This window comes from Ensifer sp. GW101-20A05, assembly GCF_059424735.1.
Map to the genome: position 1 here is coordinate 118,526 of NZ_JBWKZT010000005.1, position 20,808 is coordinate 139,333.

Sequence of the window (20,808 nt, forward strand, 5' to 3'; positions counted from 1 at the left end):
GCCGGCTTTTTTATGGGCGCGGATCGCTGCGCCCCACGAGCGGCCATCCACCCTCGCTCAGATGAAACAGCCGGTTCTGCCGTGCGAAGAGAAACGCCACCATCACGGATGTCCAGAGACCGAGCAGCAGCCCGGCTGCGACGTCGCTTGGGTAGTGTGCGCCGACGATGACGCGGGAAACGCCGATCGTCAGCGCCAGGATCAGAAAGAGTGGCCTCAGCTTCGGCATCAGCATGGCGAAGACACCGAAGAAGGCGCCGGCCGCGGTCGAATGGCCGGAGGGGAAACTTTCGTACAGACCGCTGTTGGCAAACGGCGTCAGGCTGTAGGCGCCGAGCTCGGTGAAGAGTTCCGGCCGGGCCCGGCCGACGATAATTTTCAGTGTGTGGACCAGCGCGCTGGCTGTGCCGATCGTCAGGAGGAAATAGGCCGCAAGATCGCGGGCGGCACTTGCCCTGCGCTGAAGCGGCCCCTGGTTTGCCGCGCGGTGCAGGATGAACGTCGCTGCCAGGACCCCAGCTGAAAGGTAGATCATCCAGGCGAACGTCCCAAAGTCCGTGATCATCCGATTGAAATCGACGATGCTTTCCGGCAGCGCCTGCGCGCTTTGCGACAGATACGGATCCAATGGAATGAGTGCGAGCACGAGGACGAGGGTAGTCAGTGCAATCCATCCGGTGGTCGCAAGTGGTCCGTTCATGAATCTCCGTCCTGCCGCCGCGTCGCATGTCTGCGCAGCGTTCGTTCTTCTCATGGCGTCTAGTTCCCCGATGTGTCGGTTCTTTTGGCAAATTCAAGGCCATGAAACGCAAAACACCTCCGGATGCGCTCCGGAGGTGTCTGTTTTCGCTATGCCTGAAGGCGTCAGATCACGCCGACTGGAATCGTTGGTGGCTCAGGCCGACAGCGCCTTGAACGCGGCGAGGATGGCATCGCCCATTTCCGTCGTGCCGACCTTCTTCGCGCCCTCGGCCATGATGTCGCCGGTGCGGATGCCCTGGTCGAGCACGGCGGCGATCGCCTTCTCCAGATTGTCGGCTTCCGTCACCAGGTTGAAGGAATAGCGCAGGCACATGGCAAAGGAGGCGATCATCGCGATCGGGTTGGCAATGCCCTTGCCGGCAATGTCAGGGGCCGAGCCGTGCACCGGCTCGTAGAGCGCCTTGCGCTTGCCGGTCACCGCATCCGGGGCGCCGAGCGAGGCCGACGGCAGCATGCCGAGCGAACCGGTCAGCATCGCCGCGACGTCCGACAGCATGTCGCCGAACAGGTTGTCGGTGACGATGACGTCGAACTGCTTGGGCTGGCGCACCAGCTGCATGCCGCCGGCATCGGCCAGCATGTGCTCGAGCTGGACGTCGGAGTATTTTGCCTTGTGGGTCTCGGTCACCACCTGGTTCCAGAGCACGCCCGACTTCATGACGTTGCGCTTTTCCATCGAGCAGACGCGGTTCTGCCTCGTGCGGGCAAGCTCGAACGCGACGCCGGCGATGCGCTCGATCTCGTAGGTGTCGTAGACCTGGGTGTCGATGCCACGCTTCTGGCCGTTGCCGAGATCGATGATTTCCTTCGGCTCGCCGAAATAGACGCCGCCGGTCAGTTCGCGCACGATCAGGATGTCGAGGCCTTCGACGAGTTCGGGTTTCAGCGACGAGGCGGCAGCCAGCGCCGGGTAGCAGATCGCCGGACGCAGGTTGGCGAACAGTTCGAGATCCTTGCGCAGGCGCAGCAGACCGGCTTCCGGACGCACTTCATAGGGCACCGCATCCCACTTCGGACCGCCGACGGCGCCAAACAGCACCGCATCGGCGGCCAGCGCCTTCTTCATGTCCGCTTCCGAGATCGCCTGGCCATGGGCATCATAGGCCGAACCGCCGACCAGGCCCTCGTCGGTCACGAAGCCGGCTGAAAGCTCGGCATTCATGTAGGCGATGATTTTGCGGACTTCCGCCATGGCTTCCGGGCCGATGCCGTCGCCGGGCAGAAGGAAGAGGTTGCGCACAGTCATGGATAGTCCTTCTCGCGGGGGAAAACTCGGCCGCGTTCTAGCGCAACTTCGTGTCGAGGGAAATCGCCGCGACGAAAGATTTGTGCGCGGCTGCGAGCGGCACGTTCCCGGCGGAACAGCTGCTCTACCGAGGAAGTGGGATGCTCTTTTCGAGGCCGCGCATCTTGCCCGGCCATCGATTCTCCGAGGAGAAAAACATGCGCAAGTTCGTCTATGCAGTCGCCACACATATCCGCGCCACGGCCAAGAATCTAACCTTTGCTGGCAAGCGGTCACCTGCGTCGTCATATAGCTGGCTTAGCTTTCCTCTTGACTGAATCGGTGCCTCCGGATCGAATGCGGGCAACACAACCGGGAACCCGCCATGTCCGAGACGCTGCTGATCGGAGCCTTTCTCGCCGCCCTTTCCTATGTCCTCATTCCCGGACCGGCGTTTCTGGCGTTGCTCGGCATCGGCGCCGGCCAGGGGCGCAAGGCAGGCGCCTTGTTCATGGGCGGGCACCTGGCGGGTGACGTTCTCTGGTCGACCCTGGCGCTGGTTGCCATCGTTGGCGCGCGCTCGGTCGGCACCACGATCTTCGATATTCTCGGGCTGTTTTGCGGCGCCTATCTCGGCTGGATCGGCTGGACGGCACTCCGTGCGAGGCCGGCGGGCGAGAACCGGGCACTCCTGACCGTCGAGCGTCCGCTGCGGCGCGGCCTGATCTTTGGGCTCACCAATCCCAAGGGATATCCGGTGGCGCTCGCAACCTTCACGGCGCTGCTTGCCAGCTCGGCGAACGCGCTTGAGTTCAATACGCTTCCGGCGCTGCTTGGCGTCTCGCTCATCGGCTTTCTCGTTGCCGACCTGATCCTGATCGTCATCATCGGCACCTCTGTGGTGCGGCGTTTCTACCGACGCCACGAACTGGCAATCGTCAGGCTCTCCGGTCTCCTGTTCATGGGCTTTGCCGTCCAGGCGATCTGGCACGCCGCGCCGGGGCTTCTCGGCCTGCGCAAGCCTTGACGGTATCCCTGCCGGCAACCACCTTCATTTTCGCCGCTTCCTCATGTCAGAGGTCGCCGGCCCCCCTCCCCGGACCTAAGCCGGACCGCATGCGAAAGGATTTCTGATGACCACCAGCACCCCGCTCAATCCCGCGCTCACGTCATGGACAGGCCACGAGGGCCTGCCGCGTTTCGATCTGGTAAAGGACGAGGATTTCGCGCCGGCGTTCGAAGCGGCCTTCCGGGAGCACGAAGCGGAGATTGACGCGATTGCCGATAATTCCGCCGGTCCGACCTTCGGAAATACTATCGTTGCTCTCGAAATCGCCGGCGATGCACTTTCGCGCGTGTCCTCCATCTTCTGGAATAAGGCCGGGGCCGACACGAACGAAACGGTTCAGGCGCTGGAGCGCGATATCGCCCCGAAGATGTCGCGGCACTATTCCAAGATCGGCATGAATGCCGCGCTGTTCAAGCGCATCGACACGCTGTGGGAAGGCCGCCAGTCCCTGGGGCTTGATCTTGAAGCGACCCGTGTGCTCGAGCGGCACTGGAAGGGTTTCGTCAAATCCGGCGCCAAGCTCGCAAAACCCGAGCAGGAGCGGCTGGCCGCGATCAACGAAAAGCTCGCCGGCATCGGCGCGAAGTTCGGGCAGAACGTGCTTGCCGACGAGAAGAACTGGGTTCTGTTCCTCGAAAGCGAGGAACAGCTCGCCGGTGTGCCGGACTTCCTTCGCGACGCCATGGCGGCAGTGGCCGAGGACCGTGGCCAGAAGGGAAAATACGCGGTTACCCTGTCGCGCTCGATCATCGAACCGTTCCTGACCTTCTCGGAAAATCGCGAGCTCCGTGAACAGGCCTTCCGCGCCTGGGTCGCGCGAGGCGAAAACGGCGGCGACACCGACAATCGCGGGCTGATCGCCGAGATGCTGGCGCTGCGCGCGGAAAAGGCGAAGCTGCTCGGCTATGAAAACTTCGCGTCGCTGAAGCTCGACGACACCATGGCGAAGACGCCGGCCGCAGTGAACGGTCTCCTGATGCAGGTCTGGGAAAAGGCCGTTGCCCGCGCCCACGAGGAAGAGGCGGAGCTTGCCCGGCTCGTTGCCGGCGAGGGTCGCAATCACGACGTCATGCCCTGGGACTGGCGCCATTATGCCGAAAAGCTCCGGGCCGAGAAGTTCAATTTCTCCGAAGGCGAGCTCAAGCCTTACCTGCAGCTCGAAAAGATCATCGAAGCTTGCTTCGACGTTGCCAAGCGCCTGTTCGGCATCACCGCGACGGAGAAGAAAGGCATCGCCGCCTATCATCCTGACGTGCGGGTCTTCGAGATCAAGGACGCGTCCGGCAAGCTGGTGGCCCTCTTCCTCGGCGATTATTTCGCCCGGTCGTCGAAGCGTTCCGGCGCCTGGATGAGCTCGTTCCAGTCGCAGCACAAGCTGAAACTGAAGAACGGCGCCGAAGGCGAACTGCCGATCATTTATAACGTCTGCAATTTTGCCAAACCCGCCGAGGGCAAGCCGGCACTGCTGTCGCTCGACGATGCCCGCACGCTCTTCCACGAGTTTGGCCATGCCTTGCATGGCATGCTATCCAACGTCACCTATCCGTCCGTTTCGGGTACCGGTGTGTCGCGCGATTTCGTAGAGCTGCCGTCGCAGCTCTACGAACATTGGCTGACGGTGCCGGAGATCCTCAAGCGCTACGCAGTGCATTACCAGACCGGCGAGCCGATGCCGCAGGCGCTGCTTGACAAGGTGCTCGCCGCCCGGACGTTTAACTCCGGCTTCGCCACCGTCGAGTTCACTTCTTCTGCTCTGGTCGACATGGCCTACCACACGGCCGAGGAGACGGCGGAGCCGATGGCGCTCGAAGCAAAGAAGCTCGATGAGATCGGCATGCCGAAATCCATCGTCATGCGCCACCGCAGCCCACATTTCCTGCACGTCTTCTCGGGCGACGGCTATTCGGCAGGCTACTATTCCTACATGTGGTCGGAAGTGCTCGACGCCGACGCCTTCGCGGCCTTCGAGGAAACCGGCAATGCCTTCGATCCGGCGATGGCCGCCCGCCTCAAGGACAATATCTATTCGGTCGGCGGCTCGATCGATCCGGAGGATGCTTACAAGGCGTTCCGCGGCAAGCTGCCGAGCCCGGATGCGATGCTGGCAAAGAAGGGCCTGGCGGCCTGAGGTGTCCTGAAACCTGCCCGGTTGGCTGGATATGGAACGGCGCCCTCGGGCGCCGTTTTAGCATTCTGCTCAAGCGCTCTGCTCGACGCCAAATGTCGATAGCAGGCTTTGCATCCGTTGCGCCGCCAGTTCCGGCCGGTCGAGCACATTGGCGCGGTCGGCGAGACGGAAGATGTCGGCATAGTGCAGCGCCCCGCGGGCGGACTGCATGCCGGCGGGCATGGTGAAGTGGCGCTGGTGCCCGTTCAGCCAGGCAAGGAAAACGACCCCGGCCTTGTAGTATTGCGTAGGCGCCTCGAAGATCTTGCGTGACAACGGCACGGTCGGCTCGATCACGCCGCGGAAGGTGGCGAGGTCACTCTTGGCGAGTGCTGCGAGCGCCTTGGAGGCGGAGGGTGCCACCGCATCGAAAATGCCGAGCAGGGCGTGGCTAAACTTCGTGCCGTCGCCTTCGATCAGTTCCGCATAGTTGAAATCGTCGCCGGTAAAGCAGAGCACGCCGTCCGGCAGGCGGTTGCGTAGCGCCACTTCCCTGGCGTTGTCGAGCAGCGAGATCTTGATGCCTTCGACCTTGTCGCGGTTGGCTTCGATGATCGAGAGCACGGTATCGAGCGCCTGGTCGAAGTCCTCAGAGCCCCAGTAACCCCGAAGTTGCGGGTCGAACATGTCGCCGAGCCAGTGCAGCACGACCTTGTGTCGGGTCTGGCCGAGGATGCGCCCATAGACATGGCGATAGTCGTCGGCGGAGCGGGCAACGCGGGCGAGTGCGCGGCTTGCCATCATGATCGCCCTGCCGCCCTCGCCTTCGACGAAGCCGACCTGCTCTTCGTAGGCGGCAATCACGTCGTCCAGCGATCGCGCATCGGTCGGCGCCAGGTGGTCGGTGCCGGCACCGCAGGCAAGATCGGCGCCCGGAACCTGCCGCGCTTCGGCGAGCGAGCGGCGGATCAGTTCCTGCGCGCCGGGCCAGGCAAGACCCATACCGCGTTGGGCGGTGTCCATCGCCTCGGCGATCTTGAAGCCAAGGCTCCAGAGATGGTGGCGAAACGCCAGCGTCGCCTCCCAGTCGATCGCCGGATTGCCCCAGGGATCGAGATCCCGGAGAGGATCCGAGACCACATGGGCGGCCGCATAGGCGATGCGGTTGAAGGTCGGCGGCGTCTGCGGCCGCGCGATTGGCGTTCCCGTCAGGCGGTAGTGTTCGAGCGAGCCGTCTTGGCGCGGCAGCGTCAGGCTTGTCATCGGGGTTGGTCTCCTCCGCGGAAGTTTGTCTTGAAATACTTTGGATCGTTCCAAATGGCAAGCGGCAATGTTTTCGGGTGTATGGCATGCGCCTGATCGTTGGTGCCGCGACAGAGAAAATATTATTTCTTTTCATTGGTTTAAAGTTCACGATGGTCACACGTGGCATCGGTCAACCAGGCTGACCAATCCTGCAGTGAGCGAGCAAAACGGAAAAAAGTGATCAAGGCTCTCTTGACGAAATTGGAACGTTCCAATTATGAAAGAGAAAAGCAGGTACGAGAATTCGGGAGGATGCTGTGGTCAAGGAACGGGTGACGGTCATCGATATTGCGCACGCCGCCGGCGTGTCGAAGTCGACCGTGTCGCTCGTCCTTCAGGGCAGTTCGCTCGTCAACGAGGCGACCCGCGCCAAGGTGAATGCGGCCATCCGCGATCTCGGCTATGTCTACAACCGTGGAGCTGCCAATCTTCGCCAGTCGAAATCCAAGATCATCGGCATCGTCGTCAACGATCTCACCAACAGCTTCTTTGCCGAACTCGCTGTCGGCGTCGATGCGGTCGTTCAGTCGGCTGGCTTCGTGCAGTTCCTCGCCAACACCGGTGAAAAGATCGAGCGTCAGCGCGAAGTGGTGGCGTCGATGCGTGAGCACGGCGTCTCCGGCCTGATCGTCTCTCCGGCGCGCGGCACGGAAGTTGCCGATCTCGCGCCTCTGGTCGATAGCGGCATTCCCGTCGTGCTTGTCGTGCGCGACATTGCCGGCGCCGACGTTTCTTCACTGATATCCGACAACCACGCCGGCGCCATGGCGGCCGTGCGTCACCTGATCGAGCGTGGCCACCAGCGCATCGCCTTCCTCGGCGGCTTTTCCGATACTGCCGTGTTCGAGGCGCGCATGCGCGGCTACTGCGACGCCCTTATCGAGGCCGGGATGCCGGTGTCGGAGGCGCTGATCATCGGTTCGGCGCCGTCGCGCGCCGGCGGGGTAACGGCGGTGGAACAGGCGATGATGCTCGCCGACCGGCCGACGGCGGCGCTGTGCTTCAACGATGCGGTCGCCTTCGGCGTCTGCGATGGCCTCAGGGCGCGGCGGCTGGAGCCAGGCGCCGATTTCGCCGTCATCGGCTTCGACGACGTGATCGAGGCGAAGACCGCCGTGCCGGCACTGACGACGGTTTCCGTCGATCCGCAGGGCATGGGTCAGCGGGCTGCCGAATTGCTGTTGAAGCAGATCAAGGCCGGCAAGGCGGAACCCGAAGCGATCGTCGGTTCGGTGCGCCTCGTCGTTCGCCAGAGCTGCGGCGCTGCGGTCGAGAGGAAAAGGGAGGTTTTGGCATGACGCGGTGGGGTCTGATCGGCGCAAGCACGATTGCGCGTGAATGGGTGATTGGCGCGATCCGCGCCGCCGGCGGTGAGGTCGTCTCGGTCATGAGCACCAACGCCGAGCGAGGCGCTGCCTATGCCGAAGAAAACGGCATTCCGAAGTCGGTGACGTCAGTTGCCGAACTTGTCGGCGATCCCGACGTCGATGCGGTCTATGTCTCGACCACCAACGAATTGCATCGCGAACAGACGCTGGCGGCGATCGCCGCCGGCAAACATGTGCTTTGCGAGAAGCCGCTGGCGATGAACCTCAATGATGGCTGCGAGATGGTGCTGAAGGCGTGTGAGGCGGGCGTGGTGCTCGCCACCAACCACCACCTGCGCAATGCCGCCACCCATCGTGCCATGCGCAACGCGATCGCCGAGGGTAAGATCGGTCGGCCGATTGCCGCACGCGTCTTCCATGCGGTCTATCTGCCTCCGCATCTCCAGGGCTGGCGGCTGGAGCGGCCGGATGCCGGCGGCGGCGTGATCCTCGACATCACCGTGCACGATGCCGATACGCTGCGCTTCATTCTCAATGACGACCCGATCGAAGCGGTCGCCATCAGCCATAGCGCCGGCATGGGCAAGGAAGGTCTGGAAGACGGCGTCATGGGCGTGCTCCACTTCCGCTCTGGCGTCATCGCCCAGTTCCATGACGCCTTTACCACCAGGTTTGCCGATACCGGCCTTGAGGTGCATGGCACCGACGGTTCGCTGATCGGCCGAAAGGTCATGACGCAGCGACCGGTCGGGACCGTGACGCTGCGCAATGCCGATGGTGAGACCGAGCTATCGCTCGACCATCGCAATCTCTACGAAACCGCACTTTCCGCCTTCCATGCTGCCGTCAGAGGCGAAGGCCGTCCTTCGGCGACGGGCGAAGATGGCGTCTGGTCGCTGGCGACGGGTCTTGCCGTGGCCAAGGCGGCTGCGACCGGCCAGGCCGTGGCGATCGAAACGGGACTTTGAACGATGTCGATGAACAAGCATATCTCGCCGGCCGAAGCGGCTGCCCTGATCCCGGATGGTGCGGTGGTTTCCGTCTCGTCGTCCAGCGGACTCGGCTGCCCCGACCTGATGCTGAAGGCGATCGGTGAGCGCTTCGAGGCGACCGGTCATCCGCGCGATCTCACGACACTGCACCCGATCGCCGCCGGCGACATGAGCGGCATCAAAGGTGTCGACTACATCGCGAAGAAGGGCCTCCTGAAGAAGATCATCGGCGGCTCCTATCCCTCGGGCCCGTCGAGTGCGGAACCGCCGCTGATCTGGCAGATGATCGGCGCCAACGAGGTTGCCGCCTACAACGTCCCGTCCGGCATCCTCTTCGATATGCACCGCGAAGCCGCGGCCAAGCGGCCGGGCGTGATGACCAAGGTCGGCCTCGACACCTTTGTCGACCCGTCGCGCGAAGGCTGCGCGATGAATGCTTCGGCCGCCGCCGAGCCGGTGGTCAAGAAGGTCTCGTTCGAGGGCGAGGACTGGCTGTATTTCAAGGCGATCGCGCCGCAGGTGGCCATCATCCGCGCCACCACCGCGGACGAGCGCGGCAACCTCACCTATGAACACGAGGGCGCTTATCTCGGCGGTCTCGACCAGGCGCTCGCCGCTCGCAACAACGGCGGCATCGTCATTGCCCAGGTCAAGCGCATCACCAAGGAAGGCTCGTTGAAGCCGCACGACGTGCGGGTGCCGGGCGTGCTTGTCGACTATGTCATCGTCGATCCCGACCAGAAGCAGACGACCCAGACGCTCTACGATCCGGCGATCTCAGGCGAAATCTTCCGACCGCTCGAGAGCTTCCGCGTGCCGGAATTCAACATCCAGAAGGTCATTGCCCGCCGTGTGGCGCAGGAGCTTGAGGCTGGCAGCGCCGTCAATCTCGGCTTCGGCATCTCGGCCAACGTGCCGCGCATCCTGCTCGAAGAAGGCCTGCATGGCGCGGTCACCTGGGTGATCGAGCAGGGCGCCGTCGGCGGCGTGCCGCTTCTCGATTTCGCTTTCGGCTGCGCCTCGAACGCTGATGCCTTCATGCCTTCGCCCTACCAGTTCACCTATTTCCAGGGTGCCGGCTTCGACGCGTCGCTGCTTTCGTTCCTCGAGATCGACCGTCACGGCTCGGTCAATGTCTCAAAGCTCTCGTTCCGTCCGCATGTGACGGCCGGCGCCGGCGGCTTCGTCGACATCACGGCGCGGGCGAAGAAGATCGTCTTTTCCGGCATGTTCAATGCCGGCGCCAAGCTTTCGATCGGCGATGGCAAGCTGGTGATCGAGAAGGAAGGCAAGCTGAAGAAGCTGGTCAACGAGGTCGAACACGTCACCTTCTCCGGCCGTCGCGGCATCGAGCAAGGCCAGGACATCACCTATGTGACCGAGCGCTGCGTGATGAAGCTGACGCCTGAGGGCGTCATGCTGACGGAGATCGCGCCGGGCGTCGATCTGCAGACCCATATTCTTGATCAGTCGGAGTTTCCGCTGATCGTGTCCAATCAGCTGAAAACGATGGATGCTGCCCTCTTCCAGGACGCACTGATCGGGCTTGAGCTGCCGAAAAAGGCGCAGCGTCGGCTCGACGGAGGCCACCATGGCTGAGGGGCGCATCCGAATTGAGATAGAAGGCGCGATCGCGACCATGACGGTCGCCCGCCCGGAAAAGCTCAACGCCTTCGACATCGACATGCTGAAGGCCCTGGCCGCCGCCTGCGATACGGTAGAGGCCGACCGCAACATCCGCGTTGTCATCCTCACCGGTGAGGGCAAGGCGTTTTCGGCCGGCGGCGACATCAAGGCCTGGGGCGGCATGGATGCGCCCGCATTCGGTCATGACTGGGTGCGCTTCGGCCATCGTGTGTTCGAGCGGCTGGCGACGTTGCGCATGCCTGTGATCGCCGCGCTCAACGGCCACGCGCTCGGAGGCGGGCTGGAGCTTGCGGCCGCGGCCGACATCCGCCTGGCCGAGGCGCAGATCAAGATCGGTCTGCCGGAAACGAGCCTCGGCATGGTTCCCGGTTGGTCGGGCACGCAGCGCCTGGTCTCGCGCTTCGGTGCCCAGATCGTGCGGCGCATGGTGCTGGGTGGCGAGATGTTCACTGCCGAGACTGCGCTCAAGGAAGGTTTGGTCGATGCCGTCGTCGAGACCGGCACGGTCCTTGCTGCCGCCCGCGACTACGCGGCGCGTGTTGCGAAGCGCGGCCCGGCGGCACTCGAAATCTCGAAACTGATGATCGCTTCGGCGAATGGCGAAGACAATGGCTCGGCGGTCGAGGCTCTCGGTTCGATCCTGGTCGCCAAGACCGGCGACCTCAAGGAAGGCGTTGCCGCCTTTTCCGAAAAGCGTGAAGCCCAATTCAAGGGAGAATGGTAATGACCGTGCTCGTGAAACCCAAGGCGCTTGGCGACCACAAGGTCCGCGCCTTCCAGATGCTGATCGACGGCAAATGGGTGGACAGCGCCGAGGGGCGCATCATCGAGCGCGTGTCGCCGGGCCATGGCGTCGTCGTCAGCCGCTACCAGGCGGGCACGAAGGCAGACGCCGAAAAGGCGATCGCCGCCGCACGTCGCGCCTTCGACGAGGGCAGCTGGCCGCGCATGACCGCGTCGCAGCGTTCGCTTGTGCTGCTTCGTGCCGCCGACATCATCGCGGAACGGGCCGATGAGTTGGCCTATCTCGACGCGATCGAATCCGGCAAGCCGATCAGCCAGGCTAAGGGCGAACTTGGCGGTGCCGCCGATATCTGGCGCTATGCCGCGGCCCTTGCCCGCGATCTGCATGGCGAGAGCTACAACACGCTCGGGGATGGCACACTCGGTGTCGTGCTGCGCGAGGCGATCGGCGTCGTGTCGATCATCACCCCCTGGAACTTCCCCTTCCTGATCGTCAGCCAGAAGCTGCCGTTTGCCTTGGCTGCGGGCTGCACCACGGTCGTCAAACCGTCGGAACTGACCTCGGCCTCGACCCTGCTGCTCGGCGAAATCCTCGAAGCGGCCGGCGTTCCCGCTGGAGTCGTTAACATCATCACCGGCACGGGGCCGGAGGTCGGTGCGCCGATGACGACGCATCCGGATGTCGACATGGTCTCTTTCACCGGTTCGACCGGTGTTGGTCGCCTGACCATGGCCAATGCCGCACAGACGCTGAAGAAGGTGTCGTTGGAACTCGGCGGCAAGAACCCGCAGATCGTGTTCCCGGACGCCAATCTCGACGAATTCATCGATGCCGCCGTCTTCGGCGCCTATTTCAACGCCGGTGAATGCTGCAATGCCGGTTCGCGCCTGATCCTGCATCGCGATATCGCCGACGAGGTGACGCGGCGGATCGCTGAGCTTTCGGCCAAGGTCAAGGTCGGCGATCCGCTCGATCCGGAAACCCAGGTCGGCGCGATCATCACGCCGCAGCATCTGGAAAAAATTGCCGGCTATGTTTCTGCTGCGTCGAAGGAGGGGGCGGCGGTCGCGCATGGCGGCACGGCGCTCGATCTCGGCATGGGCCAGTTCATGGCGCCGACGATCCTCTCGGCCGTGCGCCCCGACATGGCGGTGGCGCGCGAAGAGGTGTTCGGCCCGGTTCTCTCGGTATTGACCTTCGAGTCGACCGAGGAAGCGATCAGCATAGCCAATGCGATCGACTACGGTCTTTCGGCCGGCGTCTGGAGCCGCGACTTCGACACCTGCCTGACGATCGGCCGCCGCGTGCGCGCCGGCACCATCTGGATGAACACCTTCATGGATGGTGCGTCGGAGCTGCCCTTCGGCGGCTACCGCCAGTCCGGCCTCGGCCGCGAGCTCGGCCGACATTCGGTCGAGGATTACACTGAGACCAAGACGCTCAACATGCATATGGGGCCGCGCACCGGCTGGTGGATGCCGCGTTAAGGCTAGGGCGAGGGAGGAGAAGACATGCGGATCGAGGGCGGAGATCAGAGGCGGCAGGAGGCAGCGTCACGCGACGCGGCCTTGCGCATCTTTTCCGCCCGCTCAGCCCGCCGTGCTGAAACTCGCGGGGATCTGCGGACAGAGCAACAGTTGCAGCTTGCTGACGTCGCTTTCGCCGCCGATCTTCTGCAGGAGCACCCGGCCCATATCCTCGCCGGTTGCCGTCAGGTCTTCGTAGATCGTCTCGACCTGCGGCTGGATGGCGCTCAGCAGATGCGAGGTCTGCTTGGCCACGATGTCGTATTCGCGGCCAAGCGTCAGCCCGCAATCGCTCATGCCGGTGATGGTTGCGAGCGCGCAGACCTCCCCGCCGCACATGAAACTGTCCGGCGGACCGGGCTCGGCGTAGCGCTGCCGGATACGGTCGCGGATCGCGCCGGCGGGGCTATCAAGGTCGATGCCGGTGAGGATCTCATAGGCGCAGCCGGCCTCGCGCACGGCGGTCATGAAGCCATGCTGCAGATGACCGGCGAAGGTGAAACCGGCGGGACCGCTGATGAGAGCCGGCTTGCGCCTGCCCTTGGCGATCAGGCGTTTCGTCGCCTGGTAGGAAAAGGTGAAGTTGTCGTAGTCGACATAGGGATGCGGGGTGGAAAGCTCAGTGCGCCCATGGGTGACGAAGGGAAAGCCGAGATCCGACAGCAGCCGGACGCGGGGATCGAGCGGTTCCGTGCGCGAGAAGATCAGGCCGTCGGCCATGCCGTTGCGGGTGATGTAGTTGACCGCCTCGACATTGGTCGAATTCAGGAAGTTCGGCATGACGATCAGGTGAAACGCCGTGCCCTGCAGCGCCTTGGCGATGCCGCTCATGATCGACGTGCCGTAGCCCAGGATTTCCTCATGCGGGTCGAGCAGCACGCCGATGACATTGGTGCGGCCGGTCTTCAGGCGCTGGGCGGCGCGGTCGGGCGAGTAGCCGATCTCATCGGCGACCTCGCGCACCCGCTTGCGGGTATCGAGCGAAATCTGCGGCGCATCGGAAAGCGCGCGGGATACGGTGGTGACCGCAAGGCCGGTGATTTCCGCGATCGTGCGAAGGGTCGGCTTGCCGCGCTTGGCGGTGGAGCCACCGTCTTCGCGATGGGCGGGCTTGGAGGGATCGGCCAATGCAAGTCATCCTGAGAGCGGGCGAGAGCGGGTTTTGTAACGTGGTGCGAACGCTTAGGCAATCGAATCATGAAAACGTTTTAAATCTCGCATCGCGGCATGATTTGCTGCACTGCAATAGCTAATGCGTGCTATATAATTCAGCAAATTCAAAAGGTTCCGAAGGTGCTAAAATACAAAATGGCGGAATGCTTGACTTGCTGAATTTATAACGTTTTAAATGGCCAGCCGCTGGCTAGAGCGGCGCGAATTCCGGGGTGGAAGGAGGTTCCACTTCGAAAACTTGCAAACGGGAGGATAACGATGCGCAAGTTGATGACGACGACGGCCGTTGTGGCGCTGATGATGGCGGCCACCGCCGCGCGCGCAGCCGAGAATGTGGAAGTTCTGCACTGGTGGACATCCGGTGGCGAAGCTGCCGCGCTCGACGTTCTGAAGAAGGATCTGGAAAGCAAGGGCATCACCTGGACCGACATGCCGGTTGCCGGCGGTGGCGGCACGGAAGCCATGACCGTCCTGCGCGCTCGCGTCACCGCGGGCAACGCTCCGACCGCCGTGCAGATGCTCGGCTTCGACATTCTCGACTGGGCCAAGGAAGGCGCGCTCGGCAACCTCGACGAGACGGCTGCCAAGGAAGGCTGGGACAAGGTCGTTCCGACCGCCCTGCAGCAGTTCTCGAAGTATGACGGCCACTGGATCGCAGCTCCGGTCAACGTGCATTCGACCAACTGGGTCTGGATCAACAAGGCCGCACTCGACAAGGCTGGCGGCAAGGAGCCGGCCAATTGGGACGAGCTGATCGCTCTGCTCGACAACTTCAAGGCTCAAGGGATCACCCCGATTGCTCATGGCGGCCAGCCCTGGCAGGATGCGACGATTTTCGACGCCGTCGTGCTTTCGCTCGGCACCGACTTCTACAAGCAGGCCTTCATCGATCTCGACCCGGCAGCGCTCGGCGGCGACAAGATGAAGGAAGCCTTCGATCGCATGACGAAGCTGCGCTCCTATGTCGACGACAACTTCTCCGGTCGCGACTGGAACCTCGCTTCCGCCATGGTCATCGAGAACAAGGCCGGCCTGCAGTTCATGGGCGACTGGGCGAAGGGCGAGTTCCTGAAGGCCAAGAAGGTGCCTGGCACCGATTTCGTCTGCATGCGCTTCCCGGGCACGCAAGGCTCGGTCACCTTCAACTCCGACCAGTTCGCGATGTTCAAGGTTGCTGACGACAAGGTTCCGGCGCAGCTCGCCATGGCTTCGGCCATCGAAAGCCCGACCTTCCAGTCGGCCTTCAACGTCGTCAAGGGTTCGGTCCCGGCCCGCACCGACGTTCCGGACACGGACTTCGACGCTTGCGGCAAGAAGGGCATCAAGGACCTCGCCGAAGCCAACAGCAACGGCAAGCTTTTCGGTTCCATGGCGCATGGCCATGCCAACCCGGCTGCCGTCAAGAACGCGATCTACGACGTCGTGACGCGTGAGTTCAACGGCGAACTGACGTCCGAAGAGGCCGTCAAGGAACTGGTCACAGCGGTCGAGGCCGCGAAGTAACGGGCTCGTTCCGGGGCGCTCAAAGCGCCCCGGACACCCATTCCGACATGCAAGCGTCGTCGTACCGCCGTGGCCAATAGGACGCGGGGAAGGGCGCTTCGATACCCAGAACCTCGCGCGGATGCCGATATCAGGGATTTCCCGACGGCCGCGCCAGAAGTGGTGAACGTTCATGGATAGCCGCAGCCGCCTGCAGGACCTGATACCGAAGCTGGTCCTTGCCCCGAGCTTCCTTATCGTCCTGATCTTTGTCTATGGCTTCATTGCCTATACCGGCTTCTTGTCGATGACGGACAGCAAGATGCTGCCGTCCTACAATTTCGTCGGGTTCAGCAATTACGCGAAACTGTGGGCGCTGCCGCACTGGTGGCGGGCGGTGAGCAACCTGGCGATCTTCGCCGCGCTCTATATCGCCATCTGCTCCGTGCTCGGTCTCGGGCTGGCAATCCTGCTCGACCAGAAGATCCGGGCCGAAGGTTTCCTGCGGCCGATCTACCTCTATCCGATGGCGCTCTCGTTCATCGTGACGGGAACGGCCTGGAAGTGGTTCCTCGATCCTGGCATCGGTCTTGAAAACACCATGCATCTCTGGGGCTGGGAGAGCTTCTCCTTCAACTGGATCAAGGACCGCAACTACGCGATCTACTGCGTCGTGATTGCCGCGGTCTGGCAGTCGACCGGCTTCATCATGGCGATGTTCCTGGCCGGCCTTCGCGGCGTCGACAACGAGATTATCAAGGCAGCACAGATCGACGGCGCCAAGACCTCGACGATCTATCGCCGGATCATCATTCCCTTGATGCGGCCGGTGTTCCTGTCGGCCTTCGTGGTGCTCGCGCACCTGGCGATCAAGGCCTACGACCTGATCATCGCCTTGACCGGCGGCGGCCCGGGGCAGGCGACCGAACTGCCGGCGACCTTCATGTATTCCTACACCTTCACCCGCAACCAGATGGGCATCGGCGCGTCCTCGGCGATCATCATGCTGGTGATGATCTTCTCGATCATCGTGCCGTACCTCTATTCCGAAATCCGGGGAGCAAAACGCTGATGAGCGCTCCGAGCCCAGACAACATCATCTCGCACAACCGCCTCACCCGTGCGCTGATCTATACCGCACTGATCCTTTTCGCGCTCTATTCGCTGCTGCCGCTCTATGTGATGCTGGTGAATTCGGTGAAGCCGCTCGATGAGATCCGCCAGGGCGGCATGCTCAACCTGCCGCAAACCTTTACCATCGAGCCCTGGCTTCAGGCCTGGTCGACGGCGCAGATCGGTGTGCAGCCGACCGGCCTGAAACCCTTCTTCATCAACTCGATCCTGATGGTGGTGCCGGCCGTGGCGATCTCGACGATCATCGGCGCGCTCAATGGCTACGTGCTGACGAAGTGGCGCTTTCCCGGTGCCAACATCTTCTTCGGCATGCTGCTCTTGTCCTGCTTCATCCCGTTCCAGATCGTGCTGATCCCGATGGCGCGCATCCTCGGTATCCTGGGGCTCGCCGGTTCGATCTGGGGCCTGATCTTCGTCCATGTGATCTACGGCCTGGGCTTCACGACGCTTTACTTCCGCAACTACTACGAGGCGTTTCCGACGGAACTGGTGCGCGCGGCGCAGATCGATGGCGCCAGCTTCTTCCAGATCTTCTGGCGCATCCTCCTGCCGTCGTCCGGCCCAATCATCGTCGTTTCGGTCATCTGGCAGTTCACCAACATCTGGAACGACTTCCTGTTCGGTGCGTCTTTCTCCGGCCCCTATTCGACGCCGATGACGGTCGCGCTCAACAACCTCGTTTCGTCGTCGACCGGGGTCAAGGAATACAACGTTCACTTCGCAGGCGCGATCCTTGCCGCCCTGCCAACGCTCATCGTCTACATCGTGTCCGGCCGCTACTTCGTTCGCGGGCTGATGTCGGGCGCCGTGAAAGGATAAGCTCATGTCTTTCTTGAAAATCAGCAACCTGCGCAAATCCTATGGCTCGCTCGAGATCCTGAAGGACATCAACCTGGAGATTGAAAAGGGTGGTTTCCTCGTGCTCGTCGGCCCCTCGGGCTGCGGCAAGTCCACGCTGCTCAACACGATTGCCGGGCTGGAGCCGATCACGTCGGGGGAGATCGCCATCAATGGCCGCTCGGTCGCCGATCTGCATCCGTCGAAGCGCGACATCGCCATGGTGTTCCAGTCCTACGCGCTCTATCCGAACATGACGGTCGCCGGAAACATCGCCTTCGGCATGGAAATCCGCGGCGTGCCGAAGGACGAGCGCGAAAAGGCGATCAAGCAGGTCGCCGACATGCTGCAGATCGGCCATCTGCTCGACCGCAAGCCGAGCCAGCTTTCCGGCGGTCAGCGCCAGCGCGTCGCCATGGGCCGTGCGCTGGTGCGCAACCCGCAGGTCTTCCTGTTCGACGAGCCGCTGTCCAACCTCGACGCCAAGCTGCGCGTCGACATGCGCACCGAGATCAAGCGCCTGCACCATCGCATGAAGACGACGATCGTCTACGTCACGCACGACCAGATCGAGGCGATGACGCTGGCGACCAAGATCGCGGTCTTGAAGGACGGCGTGCTGCAGCAGTTCGGAACGCCGGCGGAGATCTACAACAATCCGGCCAACATGTTCGTCGCCGACTTCATGGGCTCGCCGGCCATGAACCTGTTGACGGCGCGCATCGAAAAGAGCGGTTCCGACGTTGCCGTCACGCTCGCGCGCCCGAACGCCGAGCCGATGAAGCTGGCGGTGCCGCATAACGGCGCACTCGCCGCCTATGCCGGCAAGGACGTCGTCTTCGGCATCCGTCCGGAAGCGCTGACCGATCCTGACGGGGCCGACCGCAATGCCAAGGCGATCGTCGAAGGTGAATGCCTGATCGAGGTGGTTGAGCCCGCGGGTTCGGACACTTTCGCGGTGACCCGTCTCGGCGGCAAGGAGGTCGTTGCTCGCCTGCGCGCCGATGCGCGCATCGCCCCCGGCCAGACCTCGCGCCTTGCCTTCAACCTCGACAAGGCGGTGTTCTTCGACCCGCAGAGCCAGCAGCGGATCGTGTAACGAACGATGCAGGAGCAGCCGGACATCGTCATCATCGGGTCGGGTATCGGCGGCTCCACCCTTGCGGCGGGGCTTGCCGGCTCCGGTGCCCGCATCGCCATCCTCGAGCGCGGCGAGCGCCTGCCCGATACGCCGGAGGCGCGCAGCTACAGCTCGATCTTCGTCAAGGGCCATTTCCGGCCAAAGGAGATGTGGCGCGAGCCCGATGGTGCCGAGTTCAATCCGGGAAATTTCTACTTCGTCGGCGGCAATTCCAAGCTGTTCGGCGCGGTGCTCCTGCGCTACCGTGCCGAGGATTTCACCGAGATGCAGCACCTTGGCGGCGTCTCGCCGGCCTGGCCCTTTGCCTATGAAGAGCTGGAGCCGTGGTACGGCAAGGCCGAGCAATTGTTCGAGGTGCGCGGCGAGCTGGGCCAGGACCCGACGGAGCCGTTTCATGCCTCGCCCTATCCTCACGGCCCGGTACCGGACGAGCCGGCGATTGCCCGCGCGCGCGCCGAGTTGAAGGCGCAGGGACTGCACCCGGCGACGCTGCCGCTCGGTGTCGATATCGAGACGTGGCTCGCCGGCGGGCGCACGCCATGGGACGGATTTCCCAACACCGGCAAGGGCAAGAAGGATGCCGAGACCGCATCGCTTGCGGCCGCCCTGAAGGACCCCAATATCGAGCTGATCACCTCAGCCCATGTCGACACGTTGGAGGCGGGGCCGGGCGGCCGGATCGAGGCGATCCACTATACCCACAGGGGCGAGAAGAAGAAGCTGTCGCCGAAGCTGGTGATCCTGGCGGCGGGCGCGATCAATTCGGCGGCCATCCTGCTGCGCTCCGGCGACGGCAAGGGGCTGGCAAACGCTTCCGACCAGGTCGGCCGCAACTTCATGAACCACAATTGCAGCGCCATGCTGGCGATCAATCCGTTCAGGCGCAACGACAGCATCTACCAGAAGACGCTGATGCTGAACGACTATTACCTGACCGGCGGTAGGGATGGCCTGCCACTCGGCAATGTCCAGCTGCTCGGCAAGATCAATGCCGACATCCTCAAGGCCAATGCGCCGATCTGGGGGCCACGCTTCGCCTTCGACTTCATGGCCGGTCATGCGGTCGACTGGTACATGATGACCGAGGACCTGCCGAACCCGGAAAGTCGTATCATGGTCGACGGCAAGGGCATCATCATGCAGTGGCGGCGCTCGAACATGGAGGCACTTTCCGGGCTCGAAGCGAAGATGCGCGCGCACTTCAAGGCCGCCGGCTATCCGATCGTGCTTTCCCAGGCCTTCGACAAGCGCACGCCGTCGCACCAATGCGGCACGGTGCGAATCGGCACCGACCCGAAGGACGCGCCGCTCGACGTCTATTGCCGTGCCTTCGACCACCCCAATCTCTTCGTCGTCGACGCCGCCTTTCTGCCCACGTCCGCCGCCGTCAATCCGGCGCTGACGGTTGCCGCCCAGGCGCTGCGCGTCGCCGACCATATCGTTGCGAAGGAGTTCCGATCATGACGTCATCGACGCGTCCCGTCGCCATCGTCACCGGCGGCCGCCGCGGCATCGGGCTCGGCGTTGCCCGCGCGCTTGCGCGCGACGGTTTCGACATCGCCATCACCGGTCTCGGCGCTCCAGACACTGCCACGGACCAGACGCTTGCCGAACTTGCGGGCGACAGCGGCCGGGCCATCTACATCGAGGCCAATCTTGCCGATGTCGGCGGGCATGGCGCCACCGTTGAGCGCGTTCGCGCCGAGCTCGGCCCGATCCGCTGCCTCGTCAACAATGCCGGCATCGCCTCGGTCGTCAGGGGTGACTTTCTCGACCTGCTGCCGGAGAATTTCGACACGATCGTCGCCACCAACCTGCGCGGCACGGTGTTTTTCACCCAGGCCGTTCTGGTGTCGATGCTGACCGATCCGGCCGATGTGACGCCGCGGTCGATCATCAACATCACCTCGGTTTCGGCGACGATGAGTTCGCCGGAGCGGCTCGACTATTGCATGACCAAGGCCGGGCTTGCCGCCTTCAGCCAGGGGCTGGCGCTACGGCTCGCCAATACCGGAATCTCGGTCTTCGAGATCCGGCCGGGCATCATCCGCTCCGACATGACCGCGGGCGTCTCGGCGAAATACGACACTCTGATCGATGGCGGGCTGGTGCCGATGCGCCGTTGGGGCGAGCCGGCGGATATCGGCAACATGGTGGCCGGTCTCGCCGGTGGCAAATTCGGCTTTGCCACGGGTTCTGTCATCCAGGCGGATGGCGGCCTTTCGATCGGCCGACTCTAGGAAACAGGCAGGACTTACAGACGCTCGCAAGCGGGCAGGGTTTGGAGTTATCACGTCGAAAACTTGGAACGTTCCAAATGGCGGCGGCGGAGGAA

17 protein-coding genes are annotated in these 20,808 nt (G+C 63.2%); 13 read left to right on the plus strand and 4 right to left on the minus strand.

What is annotated here, in order from left to right; translation table 11 throughout:
* Nucleotides 1-10: 10 nt before the first annotated feature.
* Together AC070A_RS15005 and leuB are read right to left on the minus strand one after the other, a co-directional pair.
* Nucleotides 11-700: a phosphatase PAP2 family protein gene (locus AC070A_RS15005; protein WP_113133127.1), complete on the minus strand. Its 690-nt coding sequence runs from the start codon at nt 698-700 to the stop codon at nt 11-13.
* A gap of 195 nt (nt 701-895) precedes the next feature.
* Nucleotides 896-2,008 carry a 3-isopropylmalate dehydrogenase gene (leuB, locus tag AC070A_RS15010; protein WP_425985771.1) on the minus strand — a complete coding sequence of 371 codons (1,113 nt, stop codon included), beginning with the start codon at nt 2,006-2,008 and terminating at the stop codon, nt 896-898.
* Nucleotides 2,009-2,372: 364 nt separating this feature from the next.
* On the opposite strand from leuB, the gene AC070A_RS15015 reads away from it, so the two are divergent.
* Complete coding sequence (locus tag AC070A_RS15015; RefSeq protein WP_112995622.1) at nt 2,373-3,014, plus strand: LysE family translocator; 642 nt, start codon at nt 2,373-2,375, stop codon at nt 3,012-3,014.
* A gap of 106 nt (nt 3,015-3,120) precedes the next feature.
* Nucleotides 3,121-5,184 (plus strand): M3 family metallopeptidase, encoded by a 2,064-nt coding sequence (locus tag AC070A_RS15020; RefSeq protein ID WP_112995623.1) that lies wholly within the window; start codon nt 3,121-3,123, stop codon nt 5,182-5,184.
* Between the two features lie 69 nt (nt 5,185-5,253).
* Here the strand turns inward: AC070A_RS15020 and AC070A_RS15025 are convergent, their stop codons facing one another.
* The gene (locus tag AC070A_RS15025; RefSeq protein WP_112995624.1) at nt 5,254-6,426 is read right to left on the minus strand and encodes a dihydrodipicolinate synthase family protein; all 1,173 of its coding nucleotides are present in this window, start codon (nt 6,424-6,426) and stop codon (nt 5,254-5,256) included.
* A 299-nt stretch (nt 6,427-6,725) separates the two neighbouring features.
* Here AC070A_RS15025 and AC070A_RS15030 point away from each other — a divergent pair, with 299 nt between their 5' ends.
* Genes AC070A_RS15030 through AC070A_RS15050 form a run of 5 tightly spaced genes read left to right on the plus strand, consistent with a single transcriptional unit; the run spans nt 6,726 to nt 12,667 of the window.
* Nucleotides 6,726-7,766, plus strand: coding sequence for a LacI family DNA-binding transcriptional regulator (locus AC070A_RS15030; RefSeq protein ID WP_112995625.1), 1,041 nt, complete (start codon nt 6,726-6,728; stop codon nt 7,764-7,766).
* Nucleotides 7,763-8,764, plus strand: a complete 1,002-nt coding sequence (locus AC070A_RS15035) for a Gfo/Idh/MocA family protein (protein ID WP_112995626.1) — start codon at nt 7,763-7,765, stop codon at nt 8,762-8,764. The genes AC070A_RS15030 and AC070A_RS15035 overlap by 4 nt, the downstream gene beginning before the upstream one ends.
* A 3-nt stretch (nt 8,765-8,767) precedes the next feature.
* Entirely contained in the window at nt 8,768-10,387 is a 1,620-nt protein-coding gene (locus AC070A_RS15040) for an acyl CoA:acetate/3-ketoacid CoA transferase (protein ID WP_112995627.1), read from the plus strand.
* On the plus strand, nt 10,380-11,159 hold the full coding sequence (locus AC070A_RS15045) for an enoyl-CoA hydratase/isomerase family protein (protein WP_057254847.1): 780 nt from the start codon (nt 10,380-10,382) through the stop codon (nt 11,157-11,159). Before AC070A_RS15040 ends, AC070A_RS15045 begins: the two co-directional genes overlap by 8 nt.
* The gene (locus AC070A_RS15050; protein WP_058328037.1) at nt 11,159-12,667 is read left to right on the plus strand and encodes an aldehyde dehydrogenase family protein; all 1,509 of its coding nucleotides are present in this window, start codon (nt 11,159-11,161) and stop codon (nt 12,665-12,667) included. Before AC070A_RS15045 ends, AC070A_RS15050 begins: the two co-directional genes overlap by 1 nt.
* A 102-nt stretch (nt 12,668-12,769) precedes the next feature.
* Here AC070A_RS15050 and AC070A_RS15055 read toward each other — a convergent pair whose 3' ends face one another.
* Nucleotides 12,770-13,834 carry a LacI family transcriptional regulator gene (locus AC070A_RS15055; RefSeq protein WP_058328036.1) on the minus strand — a complete coding sequence of 355 codons (1,065 nt, stop codon included), beginning with the start codon at nt 13,832-13,834 and terminating at the stop codon, nt 12,770-12,772.
* Nucleotides 13,835-14,149: 315 nt separating this feature from the next.
* Here AC070A_RS15055 and AC070A_RS15060 point away from each other — a divergent pair, with 315 nt between their 5' ends.
* The 6 genes from AC070A_RS15060 (at nt 14,150) to AC070A_RS15085 (ending at nt 20,713) form a co-directional block, all read left to right on the plus strand.
* Nucleotides 14,150-15,382 carry an ABC transporter substrate-binding protein gene (locus tag AC070A_RS15060; RefSeq protein ID WP_373419844.1) on the plus strand — a complete coding sequence of 411 codons (1,233 nt, stop codon included), beginning with the start codon at nt 14,150-14,152 and terminating at the stop codon, nt 15,380-15,382.
* Nucleotides 15,383-15,554: 172 nt separating this feature from the next.
* Entirely contained in the window at nt 15,555-16,433 is an 879-nt protein-coding gene (locus AC070A_RS15065; protein ID WP_057254851.1) for a carbohydrate ABC transporter permease, read from the plus strand.
* Nucleotides 16,433-17,314: a carbohydrate ABC transporter permease gene (locus AC070A_RS15070; protein ID WP_057254852.1), complete on the plus strand. Its 882-nt coding sequence runs from the start codon at nt 16,433-16,435 to the stop codon at nt 17,312-17,314. Before AC070A_RS15065 ends, AC070A_RS15070 begins: the two co-directional genes overlap by 1 nt.
* Before the next feature lie 4 nt (nt 17,315-17,318).
* Nucleotides 17,319-18,431 carry an ABC transporter ATP-binding protein gene (locus tag AC070A_RS15075; RefSeq protein ID WP_057254853.1) on the plus strand — a complete coding sequence of 371 codons (1,113 nt, stop codon included), beginning with the start codon at nt 17,319-17,321 and terminating at the stop codon, nt 18,429-18,431.
* A 6-nt stretch (nt 18,432-18,437) separates the two neighbouring features.
* A complete protein-coding gene (locus AC070A_RS15080; protein ID WP_093233457.1) occupies nt 18,438-19,937 on the plus strand; it encodes an FAD-dependent oxidoreductase in 1,500 nt (499 codons plus the stop codon).
* Nucleotides 19,934-20,713 carry a 3-ketoacyl-ACP reductase gene (locus AC070A_RS15085; protein WP_093233456.1) on the plus strand — a complete coding sequence of 260 codons (780 nt, stop codon included), beginning with the start codon at nt 19,934-19,936 and terminating at the stop codon, nt 20,711-20,713. Before AC070A_RS15080 ends, AC070A_RS15085 begins: the two co-directional genes overlap by 4 nt.
* Nucleotides 20,714-20,808 lie beyond the last annotated feature (95 nt).